14 protein-coding genes and 1 pseudogene are annotated in these 20374 nt (G+C 50.1%); 8 read left to right on the top strand and 7 right to left on the bottom strand.

All coding sequences use genetic code 11. The features are described from left to right. Positions 1 to 4 precede the first annotated feature (4 nt). The 4 genes from ABH897_RS21115 to ABH897_RS21100 all read left to right on the top strand — a co-directional run bounded on the left by ABH897_RS21115 (position 5) and on the right by ABH897_RS21100 (position 4241). Positions 5 to 1060: a LacI family DNA-binding transcriptional regulator gene (locus ABH897_RS21115; protein ID WP_404521666.1), complete on the top strand. Its 1056-nt coding sequence runs from the start codon at positions 5 to 7 to the stop codon at positions 1058 to 1060. A 52-nt stretch (positions 1061 to 1112) separates the two neighbouring features. Then, complete coding sequence (locus ABH897_RS21110; RefSeq protein WP_283654245.1) at positions 1113 to 2285, top strand: Gfo/Idh/MocA family protein; 1173 nt, start codon at positions 1113 to 1115, stop codon at positions 2283 to 2285. Between the two features lie 37 nt (positions 2286 to 2322). Continuing rightward, positions 2323 to 3051 (top strand): ThuA domain-containing protein, encoded by a 729-nt coding sequence (locus ABH897_RS21105; RefSeq protein ID WP_283654244.1) that lies wholly within the window; start codon positions 2323 to 2325, stop codon positions 3049 to 3051. Positions 3052 to 3122: 71 nt separating this feature from the next. Further along, a complete protein-coding gene (locus ABH897_RS21100; protein WP_283654243.1) occupies positions 3123 to 4241 on the top strand; it encodes a Gfo/Idh/MocA family protein in 1119 nt (372 codons plus the stop codon). A gap of 162 nt (positions 4242 to 4403) precedes the next feature. On the opposite strand, the gene ABH897_RS21095 is transcribed toward ABH897_RS21100, so the two are convergent. Continuing rightward, a complete protein-coding gene (locus tag ABH897_RS21095; RefSeq protein ID WP_404521633.1) occupies positions 4404 to 6167 on the bottom strand; it encodes a sulfatase family protein in 1764 nt (587 codons plus the stop codon). A gap of 129 nt (positions 6168 to 6296) precedes the next feature. Here ABH897_RS21095 and ABH897_RS21090 point away from each other — a divergent pair. Further along, positions 6297 to 7033: pseudogene (locus ABH897_RS21090) on the top strand (Rpn family recombination-promoting nuclease/putative transposase); the annotation flags it as partial. Positions 7034 to 7126: 93 nt separating this feature from the next. Here ABH897_RS21090 and ABH897_RS21085 read toward each other — a convergent pair. The 3 genes from ABH897_RS21085 to ABH897_RS21075 are packed head-to-tail and all read right to left on the bottom strand — an operon-like array spanning position 7127 to position 10174. Then, entirely contained in the window at positions 7127 to 7981 is an 855-nt protein-coding gene (locus tag ABH897_RS21085; protein WP_044646507.1) for a carbohydrate ABC transporter permease, read from the bottom strand. Positions 7982 to 7999: 18 nt separating this feature from the next. After that, positions 8000 to 8884 (bottom strand): carbohydrate ABC transporter permease, encoded by an 885-nt coding sequence (locus ABH897_RS21080; protein WP_283654241.1) that lies wholly within the window; start codon positions 8882 to 8884, stop codon positions 8000 to 8002. A 36-nt stretch (positions 8885 to 8920) separates the two neighbouring features. Next, on the bottom strand, positions 8921 to 10174 hold the full coding sequence (locus ABH897_RS21075) for an extracellular solute-binding protein (protein WP_404521629.1): 1254 nt from the start codon (positions 10172 to 10174) through the stop codon (positions 8921 to 8923). A 491-nt stretch (positions 10175 to 10665) separates the two neighbouring features. On the opposite strand from ABH897_RS21075, the gene ABH897_RS21070 reads away from it, so the two are divergent. From ABH897_RS21070 to ABH897_RS21060, 3 genes are all read left to right on the top strand, one after another. Beyond that, positions 10666 to 12840, top strand: a complete 2175-nt coding sequence (locus ABH897_RS21070) for a glycoside hydrolase family 3 N-terminal domain-containing protein (RefSeq protein WP_283656172.1) — start codon at positions 10666 to 10668, stop codon at positions 12838 to 12840. Between the two features lie 13 nt (positions 12841 to 12853). Next, positions 12854 to 16294 carry a GH36-type glycosyl hydrolase domain-containing protein gene (locus ABH897_RS21065; protein ID WP_404592664.1) on the top strand — a complete coding sequence of 1147 codons (3441 nt, stop codon included), beginning with the start codon at positions 12854 to 12856 and terminating at the stop codon, positions 16292 to 16294. 181 nt (positions 16295 to 16475) lie between these two features. Then, a complete protein-coding gene (locus tag ABH897_RS21060) occupies positions 16476 to 17483 on the top strand; it encodes a LacI family DNA-binding transcriptional regulator (RefSeq protein ID WP_404521626.1) in 1008 nt (335 codons plus the stop codon). 102 nt (positions 17484 to 17585) lie between these two features. On the opposite strand, the gene ABH897_RS21055 is transcribed toward ABH897_RS21060, so the two are convergent. The 3 genes from ABH897_RS21055 to ABH897_RS21045 form a co-directional block, all read right to left on the bottom strand. Continuing rightward, the gene (locus ABH897_RS21055; protein WP_404581262.1) at positions 17586 to 18263 is read right to left on the bottom strand and encodes a hypothetical protein; all 678 of its coding nucleotides are present in this window, start codon (positions 18261 to 18263) and stop codon (positions 17586 to 17588) included. 95 nt (positions 18264 to 18358) lie between these two features. Next, positions 18359 to 19579: a stalk domain-containing protein gene (locus tag ABH897_RS21050; protein ID WP_283654238.1), complete on the bottom strand. Its 1221-nt coding sequence runs from the start codon at positions 19577 to 19579 to the stop codon at positions 18359 to 18361. 281 nt (positions 19580 to 19860) lie between these two features. Beyond that, positions 19861 to 20346: a cytochrome c biogenesis protein CcdC gene (locus ABH897_RS21045; protein ID WP_283654237.1), complete on the bottom strand. Its 486-nt coding sequence runs from the start codon at positions 20344 to 20346 to the stop codon at positions 19861 to 19863. Between the last annotated feature and the right edge of the window lie 28 nt (positions 20347 to 20374).

Genomic DNA, 20374 nt, shown 5'->3' with positions numbered 1-20374 from the left:
ATGACTGGAGGTGGGCAATATCGTATCGCGCAAGGAAGTAGCAAAGCTCGCTGGCGTGTCTGAAGCGACGGTGTCGCGGGTATTGAACGCGGCAGGTCCCATCAAGGAAGAGACCCGGAGAAGGGTCCAGGACGCCGCCAATCAGCTTGGATATGTTCCCAGCGCGCTGGCCCGCAACTTTGCCCGAAGCAAGAGCGGCCATCTTGGCGTGGTTATGCCTTATGTACCGAAGGCGCACCTGTTCTCAGCCTATTTTTTCTCCGAGATGCTGAGCGGCATCGGAAGCAAGGCCAGGGACAGCGGGCTCGATCTGCTACTATTGTTCCGGAAGCCGGGGGAAAAGATGGATTACAGCGGTCTTTTCCGCCAGCAAAAGGTCGATGCCTGTATCATCCTTGGGGCCAGAGATGACCACGATGAGTTGGAAGCGCTGAAGAGACTTCAGGAAGAAGGGCGTCCGTTCTGCGTCATGAATCACCATTTTGCAGGACAATCGTTCTGTGAAGTGGATGCAGACCATGTGGAGGGAAGCCGGACGGCTGTAAGTCACCTCATTGAGCAGGGATGCAAGCGGATTGCCTTTCTCAACGGCCCGGATATCTATTCCAACAGTACAGAGCGATTGAAGGGATACCGCACCGCGCTTCAGGATGCCGGTATTGAATATGATCGCGAGTTGCTTCTGGAGGGCAATTACAGCCGTCGAAGCGGGCTCGAAGCGTCGGCTACAATCGCTGGCAGGCTGAATGATATTGACGCCGTATTTGCGGCGAACGACCGAATGGCCATCGGGGTGATGCAGGGTCTGCGCGAGCTCGGACTGGGAGTTGACCGGTTCCCGGCGTTCATTGGCTATGACGATTCGGATGTGGCCGAGATGGCCGTTCCGCCGCTGAGCAGTGTCCGCGTTCCTTTTTATGAGATGGGGGTGCTTGCGGCCTCGAAGCTTATACCGGATCCTCTGGACCGCATTTCAGCCTTGGAACTGACCGGACGCGCCTCGATAAGAGAGCTTCTGTCCACAGAGTTGATTATCAGGGCATCATCCATTCGTCAATAGCCGCATTCGTCAACAATTCGCTGGAACTCAGACCCATAAGGAGGATAACGACATGTCTAATCGGCTTCGTATCGGAATGGTTGGCTACAAATTTATGGGCAAGGCTCACAGCAACGCTTACCGTAGCCTGCCCATGTTCTTCCCGGGTGCCCCGCTGCAGCCGGAGATGTCCGTCATCTGTGGACGCAACGAGCAGGGGGTTCAGGCGGCTGCCCGCCAGTTCGGCTGGACCGAAAGCGTTACCAATTGGCGTGATCTGGTGAAACGTGACGATATTGATCTCATTGACATCAACGCCCCGAGTAATGCCCATAAGGAAATTGTCGTTGAGGCTGCCCTCCATGGCAAGCATCTGTTCTGTGAAAAGCCGCTTGCGCTCTCGCTGGCGGATTCCCGTGACATGCTACAGGCAGCGGAGGAAGCGGGTGTCAGACATATGATCGGCTTCAACTACCGCTTCTCTCCGGCTGTCCAACTGGCTAAGCAGCTAGTCGAGAGCGGTCGCCTGGGCAAAATCTATCATTTCCGTGCCTTTTTCCTTCAGGACTGGATCATGGACCCGTCCTTCCCGCTGGTGTGGCGGCTGCAAAAGGAAGTGGCAGGTTCTGGCTCTCATGGTGATCTTGGCGCCCATCTGATTGATCTCGCCCGGTTCCTGGTCGGCGAGTTCCATGAAGTGATCGGTATGAGCGAGACGTTCATCAAGCAGCGCCCGCTGGCTTCGGAGATGACCGGATTGAGCGCCAAGGGCAGCGCCGGGGCGAATGCGCCGATGGGAGAAGTGACGGTCGATGATGCCACGCTGTTCCTGGCACGCTTCGCCGAAGGTGCGCTGGGCAGCTTCGAGGCCACACGGTTTGCGGCTGGACACCGGAGCACCAATTCATTCGAGATCAACGGTAGTCTGGGCAGTGTGCGGTTTGACTTTGAACGAATGAACGAACTGGAAGTGTATTTCACGCAAGATGAGGAGGACGTTCAGGGCTTCCGCCGCGTGCTCGCCACCGATCCGGCACACAAGTACTCCGAGGCCTGGTGGCCTGCGGGACATACGATCGGATTCGAGCATACCTTCACCCACGAGATGCTTGAGCTGATGAGTGCCATCTCCGAGGGACGGCAGCCTGTACCGAACTTCCACGACGGGGTCGCTTGTCAGGCCGTGCTTGAAGCAGTGGAACGATCCATAGAGGAGCGCCGCTGGGTATCCATTGAAGAAATGTAATATAACTATCACATTCCGAAAGGTGAGTGGATTACAGATGAGCAAGGCACTGATTGTATGGGGCGGATGGGACGGACATGAGCCGGAACAGGTGGCGGCCATTTCTGAACGGATTCTGAAGGAAGAGCAATTCGAGGTGGAGGTGTCTAATAGCCTTGAAGCCTACCAGGATGCGGAGAAGCTGCTAGGCCTGGACCTGATCGTTCCGTTGTGGACCATGGGACAGATTGAGCAGGAGCTGGTCAATAATGTCTCGGCAGCAGTTCAGAGCGGCGTAGGCCTGGCAGGCTGCCATGGCGGCATGTGTGATGCCTTCCGGAACAATGTGGACTGGCAGTTCATGACAGGCGGGCAATGGGTTGCACATCCCGGCAATGACGGGGTGGAGTATATGGTGAACATGAAGCGCGGCTCCAGCCCGCTGCTGGACCATATTGAGGATTTTCAGGTCAAAAGCGAGCAGTACTACCTCCACGTAGACCCGGCGGTTGAAGTGCTGGCAACCACACGCTTCCCGGTCGTACCGGGACCACATTCAGCCAACGGGCTGGTGGATATGCCCGTTGTATGGACGAAGCGCTGGGGGAACGGCCGCGTCTTCTACAATTCGCTGGGACATCACGCGGATATCATAGATATGCCTCAAGTGACCGAGATGATGCGCAGCGGGTTCCTGTGGGCGGCAGCAGGCAAACAGACGGCGGCTGCCCGGGGAAGCTCCCTGGCAGATGCTTATACTGGCATGGCAGACAACCAGCAGCGGTAGCGTGGACAGGATGGTTCGGATGCAGTAGGAAATTCCATTATCCATTTTTTGAAGGTGAAGGGAGTCCAGGCATGAACAAAATGAAGGTGGGCATTATCGGTTGTGGTAAAATCAGCGGAATTTACATGGAAAATTGCCATCGCTTCGACATTCTGGAGCTGTCCGCAGTAGCGGATCTGGACCAAGGCCGGGCTAAGGAGCAGGCAGCAGCGTACAACGTTCCGAACGTATATTCGGTAGACGAGATCCTGGCTGATCCAGAGATCGAACTCATCATTAATCTGACCATTCCGGCCGTTCACGCCGACGTGTGCCTCAGAGCTCTTGAGACAGGCAAGCATGTCTATGTAGAGAAGCCGCTTGCAGTCACCCGTGAGCAGGGCCAGGCAGTCTTGGAGCTGGCCCGCCGCAAGGGACTGCTTGTTGGCTGCGCACCGGAGACCTTCTTCGGCTCCGGCATACAGACGTCATTGAAGCTGATTGAGGACGGGGTCATTGGCAGGCCGGTAGCCGCTACGGCCTTCATGATGAGCCGTGGACATGAACATTGGCATCCCGATCCTGAATTTTATTATGCTGTGGGCGGCGGCCCGATGTTTGATATGGGGCCTTATTATTTGACAGCTTTGGTGCAATTGCTTGGTCCGATTGCCACCATCTCCGGCATGACAGGCAGGGCGCTGGACCAGCGAATGATTACAAGCGAGAAAAAGAGAGGCCAGACCATCCCGGTCGACATTCCGACCCATGTGGCCGGATTGCTACGCTTCGAGCAGGGGGCTGTCGGCACGCTGATTACCAGCTTTGACATCTTTGGTGGAAGCTCCCTGCCACCGATTGAGGTATATGGTTCACTTGGCACGCTGCAGGTGCCTGACCCGAACACGTTCGGAGGGCCGGTTCGCTACAGGCTGCTGGGCGAGCAGGAATGGACAGAGGCGCCGCTGCTGCCGGGCTACCAGGAGAATACACGGGGCATCGGCGTTGCCGATATGGCCTACGCTATCCGCAGCGGACGGCCTCACCGCGCCAGCGGTGAACTGGCCTACCATGTGCTGGAGGCGATGTGGGCGTTCCATGATTCCTCCGATGAACAGTCGTTCTATCCGATGCAGAGCACATGCCTGCGCCCGGCAGCTTTGCCGGAAAATCTGCCCTTGTATACGTTGGATGCAGCTTTCAAAAAATGAATACACGCTCTATCTTCGTACATGATCCCATCAATATTGTCTAACCCATATACAAAACATGGCTATGTGAGCCCGAAAAAGCGGAGCCCCTCCTTCAAAGAGAAGCTCCGCTGTTCGTATTGTGACATTGTAGCCAGATACAAAAGGGGAAACGCGTAGTTTTCACCATATGCCTGATTGAGCGGGATATAAACGCTTTTGTTTACGTTGTTCCTCCAGTAAGTGCATCATCTGTTGTTGAACGCTTCTGGTCTGCTGCGTTGCAAATGCGGGATGGGCAAGGTTACATGTTTCCAAAGGGTCGTTGGTCAGGTTATACAATTCAAATTCGTCACGATCCGGTTTTGTTTTGACCTGTGTAGCCCATTGAGAGTACTGTCCGCATGTATGATCACCCACGGGTCGCATAGTAACATCCTTCACCCCCGGTTGGCTCCAGAATTGAGTACTGTCAAAATAGCGGGTAAACTTCCACAACTCCTTCACACCATCTCTTTGCAGGGTCGTAATGACAGTCTCGATATGATTGGGCTGAACAACAGACGGATATGCCTCTCCAAGTATATTGATCTGCTGCTGGCCTCGGGTCACATCGTCGTCGGTCATAAAATAAACCGGCTGGTCAGCTATCTCCCCCTGGTTCTGTCCTCGGATAACAGGAGTAAGATTACGTCCCACCAAGGGACGGGCTTCGCTAAAGCTGTTTTGCAGGCCGCTCTGGATCGCAGCGATGTCAGCATTCGCCAGTCCAAGCATGGTAGGCAGGAGATCCACGTGGTTTGTCAGGGTATGCTCGCTTTTATATTGAGGAAACAGATGTTGGTTATGGATAACCAAAGGCACATGCACAACCTCTTCGTACGCACAGTAAAATTTTTGATGAAGATTGCCGTGAGCGCCTAGCAAATCTCCATGATCGGACGTAAAAATCACAATGGTATTATCGTAGAAAGAAGAACGGGTCAGTGCTTCAAATACCTTAAGCATCTGACGGTCTGCATTTTTTTGCAACTGGTAGTACAGCTTTCGGTAAAAGGGCTGATCAATAATGGGCTGTAACGCTCTAGGGTAAATATCCCTGTAGCTTGCCTGACAGCGCGGCTTTGTAGCCAGCCATTCGTTGATCGTCGGTGGAGGAGCGACCGCTGGCATCGGCTCCACCTCAAATCGAAACATGGGCAACCGTGCAGTAATAGCACCATATAAAACAATATCATGCGGGTTCACAAATGAAGTTACGACTAACCAAGGCTCTGCATGGTTGTCATGTTCTTTCCGACGGTCAAGGGCTTCGATTAGCTCAACGGTTTCTGCGGCATACACCTCATCTCGCCCGCTTAAACCAACAGCGGCGGAGGAACCGGAATTTCGTGGGTTTCTCCCATGCGGCTCCGGACCGATCCACCCGGAAAATCCAAAGTTATCCAAGCGGTCGGCTTGCTCATATATGCCTTCCAGTCTTCTGTCGGGTACACCCGTCAGCGGATGATAGCTGGGGAGGGCTTTGTGCGTGCCTGGGATGATAATATCCTCATCGGATATATGCCATTTTCCTTTATAATACGTTTGGTATCCGGCTGCGTGAAAATAATCCCCCATCGTAGGCACCGTGTTTCTATCCAGCCAGAACATATCGGAGTCGAATGCTCCCTTGGCCACCCCATCTGTCTGAGTTACACCATGGAGTGACGGATAATGGCCAGTAAATAAGGTTGTCCTGCTGGGGCTGCATGCAGCACTTCCAATATAATGCCTGTGAAACTCCAGCCCGTGAGACCTCAAGAGTCCTTGCGTAATAAGATTTTGTCTGCTCCATTCTTTGATTTCCCGGTTTTCATAAACCGCAGGATACCGTTCCTCATCCACAAGGAGTACCAGAAAATTAGGTTTATCAAAGGCTCGGGGGGAAAATGAGCTATCGTTCATGGAATACACATCCTAGGTTGGTTTTTACCCTAAGATTATGTTGTGAAGCCCCAAAACAGTATCATTCGGAAAAGAAGTTCAGACATTCTGATATCTTAAAAAAGATGATATAATTAATACTAAACGGGAGCTGGAGAAGCTCAATTAACCGAAATTATTTTAATGAATCCCTATACGGATAAGGACGATCCGCTCGACAAGCAGTCTATCTTTGATGTCTATGCCAAGACCGCAGAGGGCAAACTAATTGATATCGAAATGCAGCTTTTCAACAAATACGATATTGAGAAGCGGACATTGTTTTATTGGAGTAAGCGATATGCGGGACAGCTTCATGAGGGCGAAAAATACCAGGAACTAAAAAATGTGTGACCATTAACATCCTCAACTATTCTTTTTTACCTAACGATGAATACCACAATGTATTCCATTTACGTGAGGACCGCACAGGGATATCACTTATTGATGATATTGAAGTACACTTTTTGGAACTGCTGAAGCTGGATGAGCAAACCGCATCCTTCGAAGAAGGAGGGCTTATCAACTGGCTGTTGTTTCTTAAAGGCGCAGATCCATCCAAATGGGAGGTTTTGAAAATGAACGAACCAGGATTGGAAAAAGCCATGGACACGCTGCAATTCTTGAGTCAGGATTCGGAAGCAAGACGTCTGTATGAAGCCCGGCAGAAATACCTGCACGATGAAGCTTCCATGCTCGATAGAGCAGAATCCGTCGGTATGGCGAAAGGAAAAATAGAAGAGAAAAAGAATATCGCCAAAAACATGCTGTCCATGGGCCTGGACATAGCAACGATTGCAAAGGCTACCGGATTATCTGAACAAGAAATTAAATCCATTCAAGTATAAAAGTAAAACAACAAAACGGCGGAGTTCCTCGGTATTAAACCAAGAAACTCCGCCGTTGCTATGTGTAGCCTATAACCCACCGCGCTACAACTACTACTTAATGCCCGAAATCGTATAATTTTCGATAATATACTTTTGGAAAACAATGAATATGATCATGATCGGTACAACCATGAAGGTCGAGCCTGCCATCTGGAGCGCGAACTGGCTCTCATTTTGACCTTTGAGCAACGACAGTCCCACGGACAACGTATACAGCTTCTCATCGTTCGCAATAATGAGCGGCCACAGGAAGCTGTTCCAACCGCCGATAAAGGTCAGAATGGCCTGTACTGCCAAAATCGGTGTTGAGATAGGCAGTACAATTTGCAGGAAAGTACGAAACTCCCCTGCACCATCAAGGCGCGTTGCCTCCAGCAGTTCTTCCGGAATATCGGACATGAACTGTCTGAACAGGAAGATGGCGAAGGCGCCTACCAAGCCGGGAAGTACAATCCCCATCATGGTGTTGGTTAATCCCATCTGGTTCAAAATCAAATATACAGGAATCATCGTCACCTGCCCCGGAACCATCATCGTGGCCAGCACCAAATAGAACAGGAAACCTTTACCTTTAAATTTGAATTTGGCAAAGCCGTAGCCTGCCATGGCGTTCAGGAATAATCCAAAAAAGGAAGCTAATACAATCACTAGCGTATTGGTCAGATAGGTGCCAAAAGCCATGCTATCAAATAGTGTTTTAAAATTGTCCAATGTGAAATGCTGCGGCCAGATGGTTGGAGGAATTTGGGTTACCTCGCTCTCCGTCTTAAAGGAGGATAAAATCATCCACGCAAAAGGCAGCACCATCAACAGACCTCCCACGGTCAGGAGAATCGCCACGAACCATTGAAATGTTTTTTCTCCACTGCGCGAATTGGCGCGGGCTTGCTGAACAGCTGTTTTCACGTTCATCACCTCTCTCTATCAGGACTCCGCTTTATTTTGCAAACGGAACTGAATCAGCGTCACCGCGATGATCGCAAAGAACAGAATGAACGATCCCGCCGCGGCATAACCGAATTTACTAAATTGGAAACCGTTATTGTATATAAACAGGGATGCTGATAGTGTGCCGTCAAGCGGTTTCCCTTTGGTCATGACGAACGGTTCCTCGAAAAATTGCAGCCAGCCGATCATCGTTGTAATGGACACGAAGAAAATAGCGTAGCGGAGCTGCGGAAGGGTAATATAACGAATTTGTTGCCATGTGCTGGCCCCGTCAAGCTGAGCCGCCTCATAGTAAGAACCCGGAATCCCTTTAATGGCAGCAATGAAAATAATCATATTCAAGCCTATTCCCCGCCAAACAGCCAATAAAATAAGCGAAATTTTCGCCATCGTAGGATCGGTCAGCCAAGGGACAGGCTCCAGATTCATCATGCCCAGTACATAGTTGAAAAGCCCGAGGGTCGGATTATACAAATAACTCCAGACCACCGCTACCGCCACCACGTTCGTTACGGACGGCAGATAGAACACCACGCGGAAAACTTTGAAAGTACGTGATTTACCCATGTTAATCAGGATTGCAATGCTGAGTGAAAACAATAGCACTAAAGGAACCCCGATGATGACGAAAAATAGAGTGTTCCCAATGGACTTTAGAAAAGAAGGGTCTATTAGCACATTCTTGTAATTTTCCAGTCCTATAAAGCGAATATTATCATAATTAACGAGTCCTGACAGATCCATATCTGTGAAGCTGATCACGAGTGCCAGTAAAATCGGCAACAGCGAAAACAGCGTCAGCAGAATGATGGAGGGACCGATAAACAAGTATGGCGCAAGCTTCTGCGAGCTTCCTTTCATGCCTTCACTCCCTTTGACAATGACGGATACGGATCATTATTTTTTCATAATACTTGCAGCTTGCTGGTTAAAGTCATCCATTTCCTTCTGTACGTCGGCTTGACCACGGTAAATGCGTTCGAAGCTCTTGATGAATTGCTGAGAAACCTCTTCCCATGCTGCCAGTTGCGGTAATGCTGCGGAATGATCGAGCTGCTTACGAATCGTTTGAAGCATCGGATCATTCTTCAGTTTTGCATCTTCCCATGACTTGGTAGCGGCAGGCAAGGTACTGGACAGCTCCATCCATTTCAGCTGCGTTTCCGGTTTACTCATGAAAGCCAGGAATTTGGCCGATTCCTCCGGGTGCTTGCTAAACTGCATAATCGAAAGGTTCGACCCTCCCAAAACAGACAGATTGTTTACTTTGCCAGGAAGCTCGGCTATATTCCATTTTCCATCCAGCTCAGGTGCCTTGCTCTTGATTTCTCTAATCATGAAGGGACCGCTGATAAACATAGGAACGATACCATCCCCTTGCAATCCCTGAACGGAATCTATCCCAAGATCAAGGGCATTGGAGCCGTTTTGGAAAAAGGTGTTCAAATACTTCACAGCTTCTACAAACGGTGGCTGGTTGAACAGCGGATTGCCCTGCTCATCGATCAGCTTGGAGCCGTTCTGAAGAGCGAACATAAAGCCCAGAGACTGCTCCTTCGAATTAATGGCAATACCATATTTCCCTTTGCCACGCGCTGCCAGCTTTTGAGCAGCATCAGAAAGTTCTTCCCACGTTTTAGGGGCTTCATTATATCCAACTTGCTTCAATAGATCTGAACGGTAGAACAAAACTTTCGTTTCGGTATACCAAGGAACTCCTACAGGTTTTCCCTCAAATTTTGCCGTATCCACAGCACCCGGGAAGAAATTCTTCGATTCCAGCTCAGGATATTTACTGATATAAGGGGTGATGTCCGTCAATGCACCCGCAGATGCAAGCTCCGGAACCCATGATGTACCCAACTGAACCACATCCGGACCGGATTTGGAAGCAACTGCTGTCAGCAGCTTATCGTGAGCGTTATCCCAAGGCAGTGCCTGCACATCTACATGAATATCAGGATTTTCCTTTTCAAAATCCTTTGCAATCTCAGGCAGCAACTTACCTTCCGCCCCCATGCCCCATAGGGTAATCGTCGTTTTTCCATTCGCATCCTTGCCGGATGATTCATCCTTGGACGAACAGCCTGCCAACGCGCCCCCCAGTAATAAGGTGCTTGCCAAAATGATCCCTAACGTTCTTTTCATCATACAAATTCCTCCCGAGATGACCGGCTCACCGATCATTCAAATATGATAACGGATTCGATTACACACGATAAAGCATACAGCGTTTAAAGCCAATTAAATCCTGCCTTTTATAAAAAATATGTGGAAAGCCTAAGGACCATACCCATCAATAGAAACGTTTCGATAGTCATTATAAAACAAATTGAAACCGTATTCAATAGGGATATTATTTTTTATTCGTATAGAATTATGCTCAATTTTCTTTCATTTCATCTATAAATAGTTATTTTCTCGGTAAAATGACCCTCCATTTCGATTTGACTCTCTATTTGAAAGCGTATATAATCCAACTGAGTTCAACAATAGAAACGTTTCGATTAATAATACGACAGGAAACTAAGCTTTTATGTAAAGTAGCCTGTTCGTCGCTTCTTTGAATCATTCTTTACCAAAAAATCTCATGGATCTGAAAAAGAAAGCTGCAACCATAGCAGCTTACGGAGGATTATATGATGGAACAACAACTGAATTCCTATCTGCAAAATATGACACTTGAAGAAAAAGTCGATCAACTGCTCCAACTCGTCGGAGCCTTTTTTGAGGATGCGGAAACGGACGGCCAAATTACCGGACCTATGGCATCTTTAGGGATCACAGAAGAAACGGTCCGTAACGTCGGATCGGTGCTTGGCATCGCAGGAGCCGAGGAAGCTATTCGTGTTCAACAAGCACATCTAAGCAAAAATCGTCTAGGTATTCCGCTTCTAATTATGGCAGACATTGTACATGGCTTCAAAACGATTTTTCCCATACCGTTGGCTATTGGCTGTTCATGGAATGTGCAGCTCGCAGAAGAGAGCGCTACCATTGCTGCCAGAGAAGCTTCTGTGTCCGGTGTTCATGTTACCTTTGCTCCGATGGTGGACTTGGTACGTGACCCGCGCTGGGGCCGTGTAATGGAATCTACAGGGGAAGACCCTTACCTCAATAGTGTATTTGCCCGTGCTTTCGTACGCGGCTTTCAAGGCAAAGACCTGACGAACGATACGGACCGGGTGGCGGCGTGTGTGAAGCATTTTGCCGCATATGGCGCAGGCGAAGGCGGACGGGATTACAATACCGTTGATCTGTCCGCATGGCAGCTGCGCGAATATTATCTCCCCTCCTACAAAGCTGCGCTAGATGAAGGCTGCGAAATGGTGATGACCTCCTTCAATACCGTAGAAGGTGTAGCTGCAACGGGCAACAAGCGCCTGATGCGCGATTTGCTTCGCGACGAGTGGGGCTTTGACGGTGTGCTCATCTCGGATTGGGCCGCCATCAAGGAGCTTATTCCCCACGGCATTGCCGAGGATGAGCGCGAGGCAGCACAGAAAGCACTGCTGGCGGGCGTAGACATTGAAATGATGACCTCCTGCTATAACGGGCATCTGCCTGAGCTGGTTCGCAGCGGGCAGCTGGATGAAGCGCTCGTCGACGAGGCGGTCATGCGCGTATTGAAGCTCAAGCAAAAGCTGGGCTTGTTCGATAATCCGCTGCGTGGCGCAGACCCTGAGCGGGAACGTGAAGTCGTGTTCTGCGAAGCTCACCGTGCGGTTGCCAAGGAATTGGCGATCAAATCATGCGTACTGCTCAAAAACGATTCCGTTCTTCCACTGAATCGCAGTCAGCATATCGCACTGATCGGGCCTTTTGCAGAGAGTGGTGATATCCTTGGCTCCTGGTCGTGGAGCGGTTCGCAAGAAGAAGCTGTTCAAGTCATTGACGGCTTCAAATCGAAAATATCCTCCTCGCTGCTCTCGGTAGCGACTGGATGCTCTATAGACGAAATATCTGAAGAACAATATGCAAAAGCGCTGCAAGCTGCCAGCCAGGCAGAGGTCATCGTACTGGCGCTCGGTGAGCGCTCGGATATGAGTGGCGAAGCGGGCAGCCGCTCGGATATTCGCCTGCCACAAGCCCAACTGGAGCTGGTGAAACGCCTGAAAACGCTGAACAAGCCTATGGTAGCCGTGCTGTTCAACGGTCGTCCACTGGATCTGCACGGTGTTATTGAAGAAGCAGACGCCGTACTGGAAGCCTGGTTCCCCGGCGGTGAAGGCGGCGCGGCGATTGCCGATCTGCTGTACGGCGATGCTGAACCAACGGGTCGTCTGACGATGTCCTTCCCGCAATCGGTGGGGCAGGTGCCTGTGTACTATAATCATTTTAATACAGGACGTCCTCAGCTGGACCCAAATACAAAGGAACGCTACGTCTCCCAATACCTGGACGTACCGAACGAACCTTTATTCCCGTTTGGCTATGGCTTGAGCTATACGAAAGTAGCCTATGATAGCGTACAGCTTTCCAGCGACACCCTCAATCCCGGTCAAGCACTGACCGTGAAGGTACGGGTAACGAACACAGGAACACGTCCTGTCGAGGAAACGGTTCAATTCTATGTCCGTGATATCAGCGGAGATACGGTTCGCCCGATGAAAGAGCTGAAGGATTTCCGCAAGGTTCTTCTTGCCCCGGGCGAAAGCCGGGAAGTGGAATTTGCATTGGCCGAGCCTCAACTGCGCTATCACCATGCAGACCTGAGCTTTGATAGTGACAGCGGTGAATTCGCCGTCTTTACAGGACCTAACAGCCGAGATACTACCGAAGGACGTTTTCGTTTAGTGAAAGAAACAGGAAAGTGAGGCGTAACCTTTGATGAATACAAGTCTGGATCAAAATATTTTGCTACGGGTTGGAGACCTGTCCTTCACCTTCTTGAGCAGCGGTGATGTATATAAAATCGCCCATGGCTCGACCATGATTAATCAACTGCTGACCAACTCTGTCGACGGTTCCCTGAACAACCTGTACTTGCGACTGTACCGTCCGTCCGACGTCAGCATCACTCCTCTGCTGGGAGTCCGTTCACCCGGAGTAGTACGACAAACGGATCAACAGATTATTTGGGAAGGCTTTACATCAGGTGTCGGCTATCAGGTGACATTCACGCTAAGTCGTCTTGGGGTATGGTTCTGGGATGTAACTCTACAGGGCGATGACGTGGAAGCTGATATCGTGTACGGTCAGGATATCGGGATTGCGGATACAGCGGCTGTACGCAGTAATGAAGCTTATCTGTCTCAATATATCGACCATACCGTCTACCATGACGAACAAAGAGGCTATACGGTCTGCTCCCGTCAAAACCAGCCGCAAAGTCAAGCGTTCCCTTACATCCAGCAAGGCTCGTTGACCCGCAACGTCGGTTATTCGACGGACGGATTTCAATTCTTTGGGCTTTCGTATAAAGAAACGAACGAGCCAGAAGCACTGCGCCGCGATTCGCTTGCCAATGAAGTGTACCAATACGAATTTGCTTATACGGCGCTGCAATCCGAGCGGGCAAAGCTCGCCGGGGATGCACACTTTACCTTTTACGGCCTGTTCCAGCCGAATCATCCGGCAGCCGTTACAAAGCTGGAATACCAGGAACTGGTGACGAAAGCACGCGAAGAAGTAGCGACTATTATGGAAGCTGCTTCCGGGACCGCCATCCCGGCGAACGTCACAAGTCATCTCCAAACTGGGCGGGTGGCTCCAGCCCAGAACATCGGAGAGCCGCTGCGCACGCTGGATATGACCGCAGCCGAGCTGGATCAGCTCTTCCCGAAACGGCAGGAAGAAGAACGGGACGACGACACGTTGCTCTCCTTTTTCACAAACAGCTATGAACATGTCGTACTCAAATCCAAAGAGCTTCGTGTAGAGCGTCCCCATGGGCATATTTTAATGGGCGGGCATTACGCGGGAGGTAAGGAAGAAACCATTACAACTACCTCCTATATGTACGGAGTGTTCAATTCCCAGCTTGTGATTGGCAACACGAATTTCAATAAAATGATCACAAATGCGCGTAATGCACTCAATATTCCCAAAACATCCGGTCAGCGTATCTATGTCGGAATCCACGGGAGATACCATCTGCTCACGATGCCTTCCCTGTTCGAGATTGGCTTTAACTATGTGCGCTGGTATTACAAAACTGCTGACGATACGCTCATCATTACAAACCATACCAACGCCGACACGCCAGAAGTACAGCTTCACGTTCGCTCGACAAGCGGCAAAGCTTATCCGTTCCTTGTTACTCAGCAAATGTCCATGCATGTGAACGAATATGAGCTTCCGTTTCATATGGAACGGGACGGTGAGGACCTGCTCTTCCGCGCAGACCAGGCTTCCCTGAGCGCCGAAACCTATCCGGACCTGTTGTACCGAATGCAGGTACAAGGCGCTCCGTTACAGCAAGTGAGCGACGCTCACACGCTGCTACAGGGTACAGCTTCCCCCGACGCATCTCTGGTCGTGCTGGAGCTAGGCGACAGCAGCGAATGGACCTGCACCGTACAAGGCTGGCTGCATGGCTATCCATCCGGAAAAGGTCAAGCACATGCGGAACAAGATGCCTCTTTCGAAGCTGAGCGCGAGCGCTATCGGCAATATTTTTCCGGGCTGATGAATGGCTTCCATCTGACGCATAGCGGACATGAAACCAGCGAGCTGTTCCGTGTGAATGCGGTGGCCTGGTGGTATACCCACAATATGCTTGTCCACTATTCCGTGCCTCATGGTCTGGAACAATACGGTGGTGCAGCTTGGGGAACACGCGATGTATGTCAGGGTCCGGTGGAATATTTTTCAGCCGTGCAAAAGTTTGACGAAGTCCGTTCCATTCTACTGACCGTGTTCAGCCATCAGTACGAGGATAGCGGAAACTGGCCGCAATGGTTTATGTTTGACAACTATACTCGCGTTCAACAAGAAGAAAGCCATGGCGATATTATCGTCTGGCCGCTCAAGGTACTGGGAGATTATTTGACCGCTACCCGGGACTACAGTATTCTGGAAGAAAATGTACCCTACACCAACCGGCATACTTTTGATTATACAAAACAGACCGCGACCCTCATGGAACATGCGATGAAGGAAATCGAATATATTCGGGCGAATTTCCTTCATGATACACATTTGTCGGCCTACGGCGACGGCGATTGGGATGACACGCTCCAGCCAGCTAACGCTCAACTGAAGCAATACATGGCGAGCAGTTGGACCGTTGCACTCACCTATCAGGTGGTTAGCAACTTTGCTGCTGCACTGGAGCAGGCCCCGGCAGGCGTCGTTAGTGGAGCCGCCGAGATCGCACGGGATCTGCACCAGATGGCCGAAGGCATCCGCAAGGACTTTAACCGCTACATGCTGGAGAGCGGTATTATCCCGGGCTTCGTGTATATGGAAGAGCCCGGTCAGCCCAAGCTGATGCTCCATCCGTCCGATACGGAGACGGGGATTCACTACCGCTTGCTGCCGATGACACGCAGCATGATCAGCCAGTTGCTCACGCCGGAGCAAGCATTGGCTCATGAGCAGCTCATCCGCGAGCAGTTCCTGTGCCCGGATGGCGTGCGTCTGATGAGCCGCCCTGCACAGTACGATGGCGGTGTGAGTTCGCACTTCAAGCGCGCAGAGCAAGCAGCCAACTTCGGACGCGAGGTCGGGCTGCAATATGTGCATGCCCATATCCGCTTCGCGGAAGCCATGGCCAAGCTCGGTCGCAAAGATGACGCTTGGCGCAGCCTGAAGCTCATCAACCCGGTCGGCATTCGCGCGTCCGTTCCGAACGCCGAATGGCGTCAGAGCAATGCGTATTTCAGCAGCTCGGACGGAAAGTTTAATACCCGCTACGAAGCACAAGAGCGGTTTGGTGAACTGCGTGAAGGAGCCGTTCCAGTCAAAGGCGGCTGGAGAATTTACTCCAGTGGTCCGGGGATCTATATGAATCAGCTCATATCGAATGTCCTTGGTATCCGTCAGTCGGGCGAAGACCTGATCCTGGACCCTGTACTGCCGGATGATCTCGACGGACTGGAATTCGAATTTTCCTTTGCCGGTAAACCCGTTACCTTCGTCTACCGCATGCCGCAAGAGCATAGCAGTGATGAGCAAGGCCGCGCGGTATTGAACGGAACACCACTGAAGAGCGAGCCAGTCGACGACAATCGCTACCGTTCGGGTGCCCTGCGCATCAAGCGCAAGACTTTCGAGCTGGCGTTAGCAGACCATGACGGTGTACACCGTCTGGAGATTTTTTTATAAAGAGCATTTTGCTTAAATCCCAAGAGCGATTCTAAATCAGGTATAGGCAACAAAGCAATGGCGATCTTGCGGGATCGCCCTTTGCTGCTTGCACGTCCAGTTACGATATTCGAAATAAATACAAGTTTAATAATCAGGTATACAATAGCAAGTATAAGACTGGCGAAAAGGAGGAAACGATGTGGTCAGCATTAAAGATATCGCCAAACAGGCGGGCGTTTCCATATCTACCGTTTCATACGCATTGAACGGCAGTGATAAGGTAACGGAAGAGACCTGCGCACGTATTTTAGCTATTGCCAAAGAGCTTAACTATGTGCCAAATGCCGCCGCGCGTAATCTCAAAAAAAGGGAAACCAAAATTATCGGCGTCTTCCTGACCGATTTCCGTGGAGACGTTTATGGAGATTTGTTGTACGGCATCAAGGAAATTTTGAACCGAAAAGACTATGACCTCATCGTATGCAGCGGCAAGCAGTCTCACCGAATGCTGCCGGAGCGCATGATTGATGGAGCCATCATACTGGATCAGACGTTCGATAGTCAGGAACTGCTGAATTACGCCGAGCGCGGGCATAAAATGGTCGTGCTGGACCGTGAGCTGAATCATCCTAACATTAATCAGGTACTGCTGGATAACAAAGCAGGTGCCGCTCTTGCGGTAGAGCATTTGCTGGAAATGGGACACCGCAAGCTGTACGTTGTCACCGGGCCGGACGGCTCTTATGATTCATGGCAGCGGATGCAGGCGGTCAAACAGACGATCGAGCGCAGCGGCACCGCCGAAATGATCGAGATTGGTGGCGATTTTGAAAAATCGGGCGGTGAACAGGCGGCCGAGATCATTTTACAGCAACATGTCAGCCCGGATTCTGAACCCGTCGCGGTATTCTGCCTCAATGATGAGATGGCAGTAGGCTTTTACAATCGAATGGCTCAGTCGGAACTTACAATCGGCCAAGACATTCATATCGTTGGCTTTGATAATATCGAGCTGGCACAATATATTCAGCCCCGTCTGACGACCATTGATTACTCCAAACATAAATGGGGCGCAGTAGCTGCCGAACAAGTTCTCAAAATCATAGCGGGGGAAGACGTGGAGCATGAACGGCTATACGTTACGCTCATCCAGAGAGAATCAGCAGGCGCAGTACTAAGCACTCCAGATCAACAGAATACCTTATGACGAACACCATAGAAGCACGCCTAATCACACGCTATCCTGCAAAAAAAGAACTTCCACTGCCCCGGAATACGGGTTGGAAGTTCTTTTGGTCATGCTTATTGTTCAACCTAACAAATTCTCAAGCAAATTCATCAACGACCGTAAGGGATTGCCAATCGCCTGACCCGTCTCCAGCTCCACCTGCAATGCAGCATCAACCATAGATAACTGCGCCACAGCCAGCGTTCTGTCTGGATCAGCCTCTCTCAGTTCATGCAATGAACGGACCAGCACTTCCATATACTCGTCTTTGCGACCTTGCATAATCAGCTCAAAAGCGTGCTCCACCACCTTGACCTCTATCAACGAAGAGATATCTGACTTACCTAACAGGGCCGCTATATGATAAAGACGTTTCATCGTCCCCTCTACAGTAGCCGGATTCGTAAATACCAAGGTTTGTGGCAACGGATCATCGCATATCTCATGGAAAAAGGGTTCATCCAGCGTTATCACGGGTGTAGGCATCGTCAATTGAACCCTTTCCGCGAAGACTATATAATTCGTGCATGTAATCAAAATAACATCTATGCCGCTTTGAGCCATCCATTCCAGTTGCTCTTCTACCTTTCGACTGGCATCCACCGCCGAGAAGTCTGGATCAGTTGAAACTCTGTACATGAGTGCAGGGTCCACAAAATGCTTCACTTCCACCTCATAAGGGGCAAAAGCCCTTTCCACATAGGCAATGTTCGAGTGATGCGCATGCAGACAGCCTACCCGCTGTTTAAAACTCCCCATCATCCCATCCCCACTCATCATGTTTCCATCATTTTAGCAAGGATAGGGTAGTTAGGGAATCACCTTCAGGATCAGTCATGCCGTGAATGCCATTTTTAAAACTTGCCGTTTGTGTTTTTCCACTCAGATTTAGACGGAATGTCCTGAACTACATCCCAATGCTCTGCTACTTTGCCGTTCTCCACCCGGAACAGATCGTAGACAGCGCCGGAAGTACCTTGAGGCGTTTTCGCTTCACTCACAACCAGTACGAAATTCCCTTCTCCAATGATCATGTGAACCTTATCGTATCCAGAAGTGGTTCCCGTGGTACTCACAGCAGGAAATGCTTGTTTCAGATTGGCTACGCCATCCCCGAAGAAAGGATTATGCTGAATGTAATGATCACCGTTATAGTAGCTTTCCAGTGCAGCGCGGTTCTTGCCCACCAGAACATCATCCACAAACTTACGAATCAACGCTTTGTTCGCTTCGGTTTTGTTAAGATCTGTGATTTCTGTCGTTCCGTCAATCATCGTACGGCCGCTCGGATTGGCTGGAGCCAGCTCCTGACTATTGTCCCAATGCTCAACAATCTTACCGTTCTTGTCGAACCGGAAAATATCAAACAATACGCTTGGTTTGCCATCATCAGTTTCCTTATAATGAACGGCTACATAGTCTCCATCCTGAATGATTCTTTGGATATCAACCTGTGTATTGGCTCCTTTCATTTGTTTAATACCTTCGATCAGGCCCTCTCTACCGTTGGCAAAGCTCAGATTATGCTGGATATATTGATCCTTGCTAACCCAAGTTTCGGCCGCTTTCGTATCTCCGGTTTCAAAGCTTGTCAGAATCTCAACAACCTTATCCTTGTTGCTTATCCCGATTTGCACAGTTTGGCTGGCCGGGTCCCAAGTCACTTGCTTGCCCCATGCCTCCTTAACGACATCCACCGGAACATAGGTCACCCCTTGTTTGGTTAAAATCGTCGAAGTGGACAGTGGCACCTTAATTCCATTGATTTGCGCTTCCGGACTTCCTGATACCAGGACAACGGTAGCCTGACCATAACGGATTGTCGTGCTTTGACGCGCTGTGTTGAACGTAATATGCTTGGAATCCAGCGGAATTCCCAAACTGGAGGCCAATTGTCTCAAAGGAATTAAGACCTGCTTATTTCTCACAATAGGAGCGATCTGATAAGCCTCTTTCTTGCCATCTACCCAAACCTGAATACCTGTAGCGGGTTTTACCTCGGCAGCTAAAGCCGGTACAGCAGAAGATAGCACAAGCAAGCCCGCGAGTGCAGCGGTAACCGTATGTTTTTTCATGAATGTAAGCCCCTCTCATCTTATAAAATAATATGGAAAACGATTCCCTTTTATGTAACTAATATGGTTACAGCTTACCACGAAAAAAAATAATTTACAACATCCTCTCCTATCCTTTAAACCCCAATCGATTCTTTTGAAACCTCAATGCTCCCTCCTTTCAAATTTTTATACTTGTGGCCCGTTGAATTTATGATGAAGCCATAAAGAAACAGGTTCTATCACCAAGCGAATGAACGCTTTTGAACAGAAAACCCGCTTCTTTACACGATTTATACCATTTATACCGATAACGTTCTCCGAAACTTAACGAAGCTCCCAATCCGCCAGATGGAGATGTAGACGACCGCCATCGTAATCGCCAGTAGACTAATCTCGGTCGTACCCAAGCTACTAAGATACTGGGTCAAAACGACGCGAAGCAAAATAATGGAGATAATAATGTATTTAAAATATTGGTTCGGCTTGGGATAAATGTGTCCGTCGTCCCGTCTCTCATATGCCGTATGCAGCAGAATGACGTAACCAAACACCGCACCTAACAGCCCGGCAGCCAGCAGCTCCCAAAAGGCGGGAAGCGCATGCGTTTGGCCGGGAATATGCATCAATTGGTACACAGACATCATCATGAGTGGGAATGCTATAAACAAGGGAAGCAAAAGACGCACTCCGTTTCCTTTGACCGGCCCCCCTCGTCTTTTGGTTCTCAACCAGATCATCAGCCCCACCAAAACAGCCAACAATGCATAGATGAATATCGTCGCCATAGTGAAACTCCCTTCCTATATATATGTC

The sequence above is a fragment of the Paenibacillus sp. RC73 genome (assembly GCF_044908085.1).
GTDB lineage: Bacteria > Bacillota > Bacilli > Paenibacillales > Paenibacillaceae > Paenibacillus > Paenibacillus terrae_A.
Note: the sequence above shows the minus strand (reverse complement) of the source record. Positions and strands in the feature narration are given on the sequence as shown.